This is a genomic window from Mesorhizobium sp. M6A.T.Ce.TU.016.01.1.1, from assembly GCF_003997065.1.
Classification (GTDB): Bacteria; Pseudomonadota; Alphaproteobacteria; order Rhizobiales; family Rhizobiaceae; genus Mesorhizobium; species Mesorhizobium mediterraneum.
In genome coordinates, this window is sequence record NZ_RZTJ01000025.1 from 65,038 (window position 1) to 76,425 (window position 11,388).

Genomic DNA, 11,388 nt, shown 5'->3' on the forward strand with positions numbered 1-11,388 from the left:
GGACGAGGCATGCCGAGAAACTTAGGAGACCGAGCGCCTCTTCGAAAGGGTTGGACGGGCCACCAAGGATCCGATTGCGCGGCTGGCTACCGCTGCGCTGACCCCTCGTCAAAGGGGCAAGCGCTGCTGTTTAAGCGATGTAACAATTATTGTCCGATTGCGTGGCGTTCGCATCGTATAAGGCTGGCCTGAGGACATCGCATACCGCACCGCGCATGACGGAACCGACACGAACGACAATACGGCAAAGACTGTATGCCTTGTTGATCGCCGGCCTGGGCGGGCTGGCCGCATCGGCAATCTCGTTTTCGATGACGCTCTACGAAGCTGCCCATCCGCCAAAGGTGCCTGTTGTGCAAGCAGGCCAGCAGATCGATACCGGTCGCTGGTTTGTGACCTTACTAACGGCACGTGTCGGAACAGTGCCCCCGACAGGCGTTCCCCTATCACAGCCGGTGCAGCTTCTGATGGTGGATCTGGATGTGGTGAACCGTTCCGCCACTCCCAACAACGTGCTCTATCGCGCCGTCACACTCGGCGCGCCGGCGCAAAAGCTGCCGATGCCAACGGTTTATCTCGATCGCGACAAGTATCTGGCGGGATATTTCAACCCCAACATGCCGGAACGCGCGACGATGGCCTGGGAATGGCCGGCCGGTGTGCCCGTGCCGGACAAGGTGACGATCACCGTCAGCGGCCAGATCTACAAGCTGCGCGACAATCTTTACGGCGCAAGCGGATGGTACGACCGTGACCCCGTTGCGACGGTCGATCTGCCGGTGGAGAAGGCGCCATGATGCGCATCGTGCGTTCGGCACTTGCGCTGCTGTTCGCTGCCGGCGTGCTCTACGCCATGCTGCATACGCGTCCGCTCTACAGCGACATTACCTCGCCGATCGTCTCTTCGGGCGGCATGAACAAGCGTGTGGAGGCTAGCGCGTTCGCGCTTTCGCTGGACAGCGCCAGGGTGGCGCGTGTTCTAAATGTCGAGACCTTCGGGAAGTCAAAGACCTACACGAGTTCCGGCGTGTGGGTTGTGGTGGAAGGCGAGGCCGAGGCGAAATTCGAAACGTTGGGTCTCACATCGGGCGAGTGGCTGAGCGGCAGCGGCGTCCGTTATGTCCTGACCGACCGGGTGCCGGCGACGATCGAAATGATGCCGGGCGATGCCTACCAGCCCGGCCTGCCACGCCGTGTCCTTCTGATATTCGAAGTGGCGGAGGATGCCGTCGCTGGCGGGACCGTAGTGGTCGCACGCACAAAGTTGCTGCCGCTCGACGATGAGATCCGCATCGCCACGAATGTTTCCGGCAAGGACATCGAGCCCGCGATCACCATCCGCCGCAACCAGGAAGGACCGCCATGGACAGTTCTCCCACAGAGGTGACATCAACGCGGCGAGGCTACTGGCTGAGCATGATGGCGCTGGTGGTTGCACTGCCTGCCGCGCTCTCCGCGCAAACGTGGGGAAGCATCAAGGACTGGCGCTCCCAACATTTGCGTCAGCCGGTATCTGCGACCTTGGGGCAACCGATCGACTATGCCGGCGCAAGCTGGACCGTGACGCGCCTCACCAGACTGGCAGGCAGCGAGGGAAGCGCCGTCGTCCTTGCCGAGTTCGAGGCGCTCGCTGCTGACCCGAAGGCGCTCGGCGCCATTCCATGCCAGGTGCGGCTTTCCGATGAAAGCGATCGCGAATGGCAGCCAACCTTGTTTGCCGATCCGGTGGTCAGAAAGCAATATCCGGAGGCCCAGCAACGGTCCCTGTGTGGTGGCAGCGCGTTTGCGGCGACGGAGCCCGGCAAGCCGGCCCGGATGGCTGCCAGCTTTTCGATTCCACCTGCGGCGAGCAGCCTCACGCTGTCGATCGCCCTCTATTCGGCGCTGCCAAATTATCTCAGCGTCAGCGAACCGCGGACCTGACGCCACTCGCTTCGCCAGCCGTGGCGACCGCGGTCTCGAGCACGGCTGCAAGCAGCGCGACCCGGACCGCGTCGAGCAGGATTCCCCCGTCGAGATCGCTTGGGCTGCCGATGAACAGGCTGATGGTATCGGCGAAGATCTGCCAGGTTGCGAGATCATGCGCTCCGATCAGCCTTGTCAGGCCATACCACATCCAGGCGCCGACCCAGGAGATCGCCTGATAGGCGATGACGAAGGTGACAAGCGTGGCAAGGCCGGCACTGAGCGTCAACTTGAGGCAAGTCCAGACCGGCGAGTAGCGGCTGCGGTAGCCGCCAACGAAATGGGTCGCGAAATCCTTCAGCCACCTCTGCCAGGAGGTCGTGCGCAATGGCGCAGGACCGGGAGCGGGCGCGGAAAGTTCATAGCCGTTGATGATCGCGGCCATCACCAGCCAGACAATCGGCAGCAACGCGAAAAAGAAAAGATTCTGAAGCTGCTCTCCGAAGGGAAGCGGTCGGAATTCCGCGGGAACGAATTGGTCGGCCGCAGCCGCCGAAGTTACTGGCGCAAGCAAATCGAGGCTGAGCTGTTGCAGCGCCGCGCCTGCGCCAAGCCAACGGATGAACTGGTCTTTCCATTCGCCGAGCGCGTAGAGACCGATGAAGACCCAAGTTGCGTCCGTCGCCACGATCAGCAGCCGCCAGTAGGGGTGAGAGGCGCGCGCATTCAGTCGCTTGGCGGCAAAACGCACCAGCCAGCAAATGACGATCGACAGTACCACGCCGCTTGACTGAAGAATGGCGAAGATGTCGACGCTCTTGCCGAGTTCGGCTTGGGCCAGCGCCATGCGCGAATATTCGCGAACCGTATCGCCGAGAAAACCCCAGGCGGCATAGTAGGCGAAGAACGGTAGGATCGCGGCCGCGGTAATCGCCAGGATCGGCTCGCGTTTTGTTTCGTCCGCTCCCTTTTTCGCTTTTTGTCTCAATGCCGCCACCGCCGGCATGTGCGGCCGGAGCACCACGAACATCATGACCAGCACCGTCAGCTTGGCGAGAACCACCAACGATAGTATGACCATTCCGCCTAGCGGGAATTGGAGGCCGACCGTCACGGCGCCCTGTAGCAGCAGATCACGAGCGATCATACCGAGGCAGCCGACAAGCAATAGCTGCGGCCAGCACTGGACAAGAAACCGCGCGGTTAACGCCAGCGGCCGGTATATGTCTTCAATCGTCGTGGTCATCGCGTCAGGTGGCTTTCGCGCTCCGCTCGTGGACTTTTCAATACGTCGTTTCGCCAGACGGTCCGCATCCATTCCTGCAGACCGTTGCGATCAAATTCAAACCCATGGGTTTGGATTTGATCGGAGGTAACGCAAGTTTACCTGATCCGCCTTTCCGGCTTGACCGGGTGGGCCTGTGAACCAAGATCCGGAGGTTCCCAGCTTTGGAGAATAGCGGCCAAGATGACCGTCTTTCAGCCAAATCGGCAGCACCTGGTGACAGCATTTCTTCAAAAGCCCGTACTTTTGCAGGGTTTGTGCACTTAGGGCCGGGTTGTATTGGCGGAGGGAGTGGTCGTCGAAGAGCCACATCGGGCGCCGATGTCGGCAGGGTGAAGTGCTAGTCGGTCAGGTTAGTAAAATCGTGGCGGCGCGCGCGAACATGTGCCAGCAAATTCGTTTCATTGACGACGCCGGACTGAAAGAGAGTGAGCGTGGTCGAGGCCAGAATCTGACCGTCTATCGAGGTGCTGTACCATTTAGCGTCGGCGGCTATCTGGTCGACCACCCTCTGGCAGATCGCCCGATCTTCAGGTCTCAGGAACTGGCTTTGCGGTGCTCGTAGCATCTCGACGCCTTTAAAAGTGGAGTTACTGTGTCTCCCACGCGACACAATGCGTGGTCGCGGACAATGGACCGTAGACGCATTCCGACAGAAAATTGCCATTCATTTGAGTGGTACACGCGGGGCCTTAGTCAAGATGTCGCTAAATGCGAGACAACGCGCTTCGCTCAAGCGGGGACGGCCCAGCGGCTTGGTTGCGGGGGGGACTGGCAGCTGGAGGCCGCTGGGCCTGACCAGCGAGCCTTAAGATACTCGCCTGGCTGGCGAATACATGCGCTCAAGCTAATGGAATCGAAACGTGCGAACGAACTATGTGGCGATAATTCCGCTGTGTAGAAGCCACAAGGTGCCCCGCAATGGGTCCATACATCTGGAACCGCAATTGCACGGTGTGGGGAATGGGGTGGAGGCCCGTCGCTTCGCAAATGTAGCGGCGGGTCTTCTACATACCGGTCGCGTCCCAGCCTACGCACTCCCGTCCGTTTCGTGGCAGCATCCGGATGGCCGGCGCCGCTTGGGGGGCGTGGGGTAAGAACGCTTGGCGGGCGCCGGCCAGGCGGTTGGAGTCCGCCGCCGTTGAATAGTACCGAACTCGGCAATTCAAATAATTCTAATTCCATGATCGGGGAATGTCAGCGATCGACGACGCTCAGTCCTTTGCATCGTCATCGTCTTGCAGAGAGCCTTCGTTTTCATCTGCCGGCCTTTCTAACCCGGCCAGTTGCCGGTCGGCCATTTCTTTAGCGAGGCCCACCAAGGCATCGACCTCTTGCATCTGGTCCACGTGACCGCCATTGGCGACGCGTTTCCGGATCCTCTTCAGTTGGTCAGAGGTTCGTCGTAACATCTCGGCGATAGACGGCTTCTCGGCCACGCCTGCATCTCCTGCACCCCAACCCTTGAGACGCGCAAGCGTTCCGGCCCGAAACTTTTTACGGCAAAAGTCGACATTCAATCGACCCGCTTTTAATCCGGGTCATGAAGTCCGCGCAATCCGCGGCGCAAGTTCGAGGGGCCCGGCAGCCCTATTGGGGGGGACCATCAGCAGGCCGCCGGGCCTTGACCACCAGCGAGCTTAAGAGGAGGCGCTGTGCTGGCTGAGCAAAACCTGCGCTCAAGACAACGGAGTAGCATCATTCGAACGAACACTTTCGTCCATCTGGATCTCGTTGTTTTTGATGCAGGCCTCGCCGCCGGCAGGTGAGGGGCGGGCGCCGCTGACTTCTTAGTCGCCCCCCCGGGGACCGCCGAACTTGACGCCGGCTGCTTCGAAAGCGGAAAGGATCGCCACGACCTCTGGCATGTACGCACCACCTAAAATGCCGTGTCTTGCGGGCAGAGTTTACGTCTGCCCGCCTAAGTCCTTGGATGCGAGCCCGGCCTTTTTGAGCGAACCGAGGAAGAAATCGACGTCCTCTGGTCGAATGATCCGCCTCGCGACCTCCTGCCGGAGGTTCTTGATCAAACCTGGCGCGTTTTCTTCAAGCCAGACACGTTCGCGCCGGGCGTCCGCTTCATATCCGCCCTCGCCGAAAATCGCGGCCGCGATGGTGTGAAAGTTGGCATTGCCGGGAAACGTGGTTTTCCTGATCCACATGGCCGCCTGCGGATAATCGCCGCGAAAATAGGCGCAAAGGGCAAGCGCGGTCTCGTAATAGGCTAAGGGACCCGGGTTGCGCGTGTGAGCTTCCGCGACCAGCGGGCAGCCGTCGTCCCAGCCTCCTGAAAGCGCCAGCCGATATCCGTACTCGCCCATCAGTTCGGTGTCGTTGGGGTTGATGTCCAAGGCACGCTTGCCCACTAGCAGCGCCGCCTCGATCTCTTTGCTGAAATAGAGCGCGAACATTTCCGCCTGCAGGCCGCGGATATTGAGCGGATCCAGTTCCACGGCCCGCCTGGCCGCGGCAAGAGCGCGAGCGACCGAGGCCGAAGTCGCGGCTTCGTCGGAAGGAAAGAGGAATCGAATCTCGTCGATATAGGCCTGCGACAGCAGACCCCAGGCCGTGGCGTAGCCCGGGAAGCGCTCAACGGCCTTCTCCAGGCACGCACGCACCGCTGGAAGTGCCCTTTGATCGAGCTTTGCGCGGTAAGCGTAGAAGGAAAGCGTGCAGGAATAGGCAGCCCAATCGTCGGGAGGATTCAAGACGTTGAGCGAGGCGTCCGCCTGAAAAATCACGCCGTATGTCTGGGCCAGGCTCGTCGCCACTTTCTGTGCGATACTGGCCTCGGTCTCGATAAGCGCGGCGACTTTCGTCTCTCCATCATAACTGTCCGCCCACAGGACCGAGCCGTCGGCGCGGTTGATAAACCTGATCCGAAGCCGGAAGGCATCGGCCGACAGGTGGACGCTTCCCGCAAGAACAAAGCGCGACGGCGCGACCGAGTTTTCGGGAGATTGGACGACGATGACGTCCTTGAACTTAGAGAGTTGCCCGACAATTTCCTGCGTCAATCCGCTCGCAATCGCCCTGGAGGCTTCCGTTCCTGAAAGATCCTCAAACGTCTCGACCAACAGTCGCGGAATCTCGGGCGAAGTCGGGCGAACGCCGCTCCTCGCCAATCCCAATGCCAGAACAGCCAATGCCGCGACGGTAGCCGCAAGAACCACCGTCAGCCATGATGCCTTCATCCATCGAGCAGGGGTCGGGACTTTTTCTGCCCACTCAACCGGCAAGGCCGGCTCAATGATCTCGGCGGGCGATCGCACCGAGAACGTTGGAACGTAACCGCCTTTCGGGATCGTGATGAGAATTGGATCGGCGTGTCCGGCAGTCAGGTAGTAACGTTCGAGCCCGCGCCGGAGGTGGCCAGCCTCGATCCGGACAATTGGATCCGTCTGCGGGTCGAAGGACATATCGCGGCCGAACACTTCGACAGCGATCGAATAGGCCTTGATGCGATCACCGCGACCCTCCAACGTCTCTTCCACCACATGGCTGAGGAAGCGGCGCTCGCGACCGGTTGCATCGAAGTCCGCACTGTTGAGGATCAGGGCAAGCTGGGCACGACAATCCTCTGGGGCGAGCCAATGCTCCCTCCCTGCGGCTGGTTCCGCCCGAATCACCTTGGTTCCCTCACCTGACGTTCTGGGAGGATTTACTCCCAGTTATATTTTCTTTTTTCGCCGGTTACCTCTCGTCGCGTAATCTATATGCGCGAGCCAGTTCTTGCAATACTCCTAGTAGTCTGAACGGATAACGTCCGGATGACGGCGACGATTTGTGCAGTGCAGCGGCGGACGACAACGGATCGATAGTCAGGCGGCCTCACCGGCAAGCGCAATTTGAATTTGCGATTTTATAGGGCTTGGTGCCCACCGCGCTCGCTATGGTTGTTCAGAAATTACCCTGTTGCCCACGTAACTTACATTCCGCAGCCACCTCCATGCGCTAGGCTACGGTGGTCCAGGGAAAACACGAATCTGCGCCATGAGGATGGACGACGAACCGGCTGATAGACAAAGAGCGGTCTCGGCGGCGGTACGTCGGTTCCCGCAGTTTGAATTGGCGATCCATCGGCTGATGGACCGAAGTGAGGGCTTTCAGGATATGTGCGAGGAACTTGCTGAGGCGGAACTCGCACTGTCGAGGATCGACAAGGTCCCGCCGGCATTGCGCGAGTCCAGACGAGCCGAATGGCAGGAACTGGTGGATCGGTTGGTTGGGGAAGTCGGAGCCGTGCTGCACGCGGACGCTGCCCGCAAATCGCGTGTCATTCCTTGGCCGCCACGGTGAGAGGCAAGAACTATTCGGGGGCTGACTTGGAATTTCTGTCTGGCAAGCGATCTCTACAAACTATGGCAGCCTTGCTCCCGGCCCTGCTTGTCGTCACCGTCGCGTCAGCCCAGGACGACACGCAGGAGCTCGCCAAGAAGTTATCCAATCCGATCGCCTCGCTGATCAGCGTGCCGATCCAGTTCAACTACGACAGCGGCTATGGCCCGAACGATGGTGACAAAGCCTATGTCAACGTGCAGCCGGTCATCCCGATCACGCTCAACGACAACTGGAACCTGATATCGCGCACCATCTTGCCGATTGCCTGGCAGCACGACATTGCAGGACCATCCGGCGACCAGTCCGGGCTCGGCGACATAAGCCAAAGCCTGTTCTTCTCGCCTTCCCAACCCACGGCGAGCGGGATCATCTGGGGTGTCGGCCCGGTGTTTCTGTTGCCCACTGCGACTGATCCGTTGCTTGGCGGGGAAAAATGGGGGGCGGGACCGACCGGCGTCGTCTTGAAGCAATTCGATGGCTGGACGGTCGGTATGCTGGCCAACCATATCTGGTCATTTGCAGGCGACAGCGAGCGCAGTGATATAAACTCCACGTTCCTGCAGCCTTTCGTCTCTTACACGACGAAGGACGCCTGGACCTTCACGCTCAATACCGAGAGTGCCTACAATTGGGAAGCGCATCAATGGTCGGTCCCGATCAATGTCCAGGTCTCGAAGCTGGTTGTGATCGACAAGCAGCCAATCAGCCTCTTCGCCGGTGTGCGATATTGGGCGGTAAGCCCCGATAGCGGACCCGACGGCTTCGGATTCCGCACCGGAATTAGCCTGCTGTTCCCGAAGTAGAGCCAAGAACAAATGACCCGCTGTCGACATGAAAGACGATCGGAATCCAATATCCATTAGCTGAGCAGCGCGAATGCATATACGGTCGCATCGGGACATGAAGTGAGACGGAAAGAGGGGACTTTATATGGGAATGATCCGAACTCTCGTGTTGGCCTCGGCGGGAACAGCGGCAGCGCTGGTTGCGGTGCCGGCGATCGCCGCTGACGCTGCGACGCAACTTCCTGAAACCGCACCCGCGCCTGCTGAAGCCGCGCCAGTCTGGACCTTCACCGCAGAGCCCTATTTCTGGATGGCAGGTATGAAGGGCAGGGTCGGCGTCAGGGGCCTTTCGCCGGTAGATATCGACGTCGATTTCAGCCAGATTTTTGACCACATCGATTGGTCTCCCCCGCCGGTCATGCTTGCCGGTGAGGCGCGCAATGGCCGCTACGCTCTTTTCACTGACGTCATCTACCTGGGACTCGAGGCCGATGGCACGTCGGCCGGCCCGTTGGCTCTTTCGGCCGAGGCGGACATGAACACGGTGGTGTGGACCTTCGGCGGCTCCTATCGGGTCGTCGACAATGGCACCGCGACCTTGGACGTTCTGGCCGGCGGACGGCTCTGGTACCTGGATACGGATTTGACTGTTACTGGCCCTCTCGGCGTAAGGGAGGCCAGCGGCAGCAAGACTTGGGTCGACCCCATTATTGGTGTGGCCGGCGATGTTGCTCTCGGTAATGGATTCGGACTCCATGGCGAGGCGGATGTCGGTGGCTTCGGCCTTGGCGCCGACATCGATTGGCAAGTGCAGGGCACCCTTCAATACCGGTACAGTGATTCGGTCACGCTGGAAGCGGGCTATCGCTACCTTGCCGTAGACTACGAGGACGACGGATTTGTGTTTGACATTGCAATGCAGGGACCAATCATCGGCGCCAGATTTCGGTTCTGATTGGATTTGAGCCTGGGATTATTTCGAAACGGGAGAAGAGTTTGGGAAACTGTTTCGTGAGTCTGTCCAAAGTCAGGCGTATCAGCAACGTTTTGTTGGCGTCGGCGTTGGTTGGCCTGCTGTGGGGGTGCGCGTCCCGTCCGACGAATGTGCTGCTGCCCGTGGCCGATACCTCGCCTTCCTCCAGCAAGGTGGAGATGCTGGTCGCAACGACACGCAGTCGTTCCTCCAATCCGGCACAAATGTATACGGGCGAGCGCGGACTGGCCCCCTCGTTCGCGGAAATTACGGTTTCGATCCCTCCGGCATCGGTCCGCAAGGTTGGAGAGGTCGCATGGCCCAAGAAGCTGCCATCAAACCCGGCGACTGATTTCGCCGTCGTGCAGGCCCAAGAATTGACGCTCGAGACAGCGAAGGGGTGGCTTAGCGCCTCCGTCAAGAAGAGCCCGGATCACAGTGTCCTCGTCTTTATTCACGGATTCAACAATCGCTTTGAAGACTCGGTCTATCGCTTTGCGCAGATCGCGAAGGATACGGACACGCAGAGCGTCCCGATCCTGGTCACATGGCCCTCCCGAGGCAGTGCGCTGGCGTATGGCTACGATCGTGAAAGCACCAACTACACGCGAAACGCGCTCGAACTGCTGTTCCAGTATCTTGCACGCGATCCCGAAATCAAGGAAGTTTCGATCCTCGCCCATTCGATGGGCAACTGGCTTGCGTTGGAAGGCTTGCGCCAGATGGCCATCCGCAATGGCGGCCTTCCGGCGAAGTTCAAAAACGTCATGCTGGCCGCGCCAGACGTCGACGTCGATGTTTTTCGTACTCAGATTGCCGACATGGGCAAACAGCACCCGCAGTTCACCCTCTTTGTCTCGCAGGACGATCGCGCGCTCAAAGTTTCGCGACGGGTCTGGGGCGATATCCCCCGGCTCGGATCGATTGATCCGGAACAAGCTCCATACAAGGAAGAACTCGCCAGCAACAACATAACCGTCATCGATCTGACGAAAGTCAAATCCGGCGATCGTTTGCATCACGGCAAGTTCGCCTCGTCACCGCAGGTCGTGCAACTAATCGGCGCGCGAATGGCCGGCGGCCAGACGTTGACCGACAACAGGATAGGCCTGGGTGACACGATCATTCACGCAACAACCGGTGTGGCGGCAGCGGCGGGCAGCGCGGCAGGGTTGGTGATTGCAGCACCTGTTGCAGCGGTCGATCAAAACAGCAGAGAAAATTTAGGCAATCACATCGGCGCCTTGACGGGTTCCCAGACCAGCCAGAAATCGAGCGCTGGTGACAAGAATTGCGCCCTGCCAGCACCATCCGCGAAGAAGTGCAAGTCATAGTGCTTTGAAGGGGCACCCCCAGATCTATGTCGCCGGACGACAAAACTGGGAGACAACGCGATGAAACTCAGTCGACGCTATTCTATTTCTCGGCGCTAGCTCTTGGGGGTCCATCACTTGGCTCCAGAAGCGCGCAGGCTGCTGAAACCCTACACCTGGCTTTCCGATGGTTGGATAACTACCGCGTCCTTCACACCTATTTCGTGAACACCAAGAGCCCGGAGTACAAGGCGCCTTGGAACCAACTCGCCCGGTCCGCGCGTCTGCACCCTGACGCCATAAATGCACGGATTCCAGGACACCGGCGCGAATGCTCAGAATGGGTCAATGTTGCTGAAAAAGTCCGCGACTAAGCCAAGCCAAGTGGGACGCTTGCCGCAACCGCGCCCAGCGAAACCATGGTGCTCCGCGTCACCCAAGACATACACCGCGCCCGGTGCCCGACTAAGCGTCGGGTGGAACAGAATTGCCAATTCTGTTTCAAACGCCAACCTTGCGTTCCGGACCCAAGAAAGGCAACTGAGTGGTCAGAGCGGAGTCACTGCGTGAGGCACTTGTGGCCCATTGCCATTGCCTTGTAAGTCCCCTTCAGATCGACGACAAAGGCCCCCTTGGTTTCCGGAAACACGGTCATTTTGTATTTCTTCGCTACGTCGCGCTTGAACTTCGGGTCGTCTGTCAAGATGTAGCCGCCAGAGTATCCGCCCTTGAGTTCGCCGCTCGTGCTAGTGGCCACACCACGATAGAGATGGCCGTCAATGGAGA

At 59.6% G+C, this 11,388-nt stretch carries 11 protein-coding genes and 1 pseudogene; 7 read left to right on the forward strand and 5 right to left on the reverse strand.

The window, feature by feature from the left end; translation table 11 throughout:
* Positions 1–260: 260 nt before the first annotated feature.
* Genes EOC94_RS29080 through EOC94_RS29090 form a run of 3 tightly spaced genes read left to right on the forward strand, consistent with a single transcriptional unit; the run spans position 261 to position 1,923 of the window.
* Positions 261–797 (forward strand): hypothetical protein, encoded by a 537-nt coding sequence (locus tag EOC94_RS29080; protein WP_127294925.1) that lies wholly within the window; start codon positions 261–263, stop codon positions 795–797.
* Positions 794–1,387 (forward strand): hypothetical protein, encoded by a 594-nt coding sequence (locus EOC94_RS29085; RefSeq protein WP_127294927.1) that lies wholly within the window; start codon positions 794–796, stop codon positions 1,385–1,387. The genes EOC94_RS29080 and EOC94_RS29085 overlap by 4 nt, the downstream gene beginning before the upstream one ends.
* Positions 1,388–1,416: 29 nt before the next feature.
* Entirely contained in the window at positions 1,417–1,923 is a 507-nt protein-coding gene (locus EOC94_RS29090; protein WP_127294929.1) for a hypothetical protein, read from the forward strand.
* Here EOC94_RS29090 and EOC94_RS29095 read toward each other — a convergent pair.
* The 4 genes from EOC94_RS29095 to EOC94_RS29110 form a co-directional block, all read right to left on the reverse strand.
* On the reverse strand, positions 1,904–3,052 hold the full coding sequence (locus EOC94_RS29095) for a hypothetical protein (RefSeq protein ID WP_245465676.1): 1,149 nt from the start codon (positions 3,050–3,052) through the stop codon (positions 1,904–1,906). The two genes, EOC94_RS29090 and EOC94_RS29095, sit on opposite strands and share 20 nt — an antisense overlap.
* Positions 3,053–3,530: 478 nt before the next feature.
* On the reverse strand, positions 3,531–3,758 hold the full coding sequence (locus tag EOC94_RS29100) for a hypothetical protein (protein WP_126106607.1): 228 nt from the start codon (positions 3,756–3,758) through the stop codon (positions 3,531–3,533).
* A gap of 646 nt (positions 3,759–4,404) precedes the next feature.
* Positions 4,405–4,629 carry a hypothetical protein gene (locus tag EOC94_RS29105; protein WP_127294933.1) on the reverse strand — a complete coding sequence of 75 codons (225 nt, stop codon included), beginning with the start codon at positions 4,627–4,629 and terminating at the stop codon, positions 4,405–4,407.
* 468 nt (positions 4,630–5,097) lie between these two features.
* Entirely contained in the window at positions 5,098–6,819 is a 1,722-nt protein-coding gene (locus EOC94_RS29110; protein ID WP_127294935.1) for a hypothetical protein, read from the reverse strand.
* Between the two features lie 364 nt (positions 6,820–7,183).
* Here EOC94_RS29110 and EOC94_RS29115 point away from each other — a divergent pair, with 364 nt between their 5' ends.
* From EOC94_RS29115 to EOC94_RS29130, 4 genes are all read left to right on the forward strand, one after another.
* Entirely contained in the window at positions 7,184–7,489 is a 306-nt protein-coding gene (locus EOC94_RS29115; RefSeq protein ID WP_095486782.1) for a hypothetical protein, read from the forward strand.
* 62 nt (positions 7,490–7,551) lie between these two features.
* Complete coding sequence (locus EOC94_RS29120) at positions 7,552–8,334, forward strand: transporter (RefSeq protein ID WP_127294937.1); 783 nt, start codon at positions 7,552–7,554, stop codon at positions 8,332–8,334.
* Between the two features lie 133 nt (positions 8,335–8,467).
* The gene (locus EOC94_RS29125; RefSeq protein ID WP_127294939.1) at positions 8,468–9,271 is read left to right on the forward strand and encodes a hypothetical protein; all 804 of its coding nucleotides are present in this window, start codon (positions 8,468–8,470) and stop codon (positions 9,269–9,271) included.
* Positions 9,272–9,351: 80 nt separating this feature from the next.
* Positions 9,352–10,623 (forward strand): alpha/beta hydrolase, encoded by a 1,272-nt coding sequence (locus EOC94_RS29130; protein WP_245465677.1) that lies wholly within the window; start codon positions 9,352–9,354, stop codon positions 10,621–10,623.
* A 538-nt stretch (positions 10,624–11,161) separates the two neighbouring features.
* Here EOC94_RS29130 and EOC94_RS29135 read toward each other — a convergent pair.
* Positions 11,162–11,388, reverse strand: a pseudogene (locus EOC94_RS29135) (hypothetical protein); the annotation flags it as partial.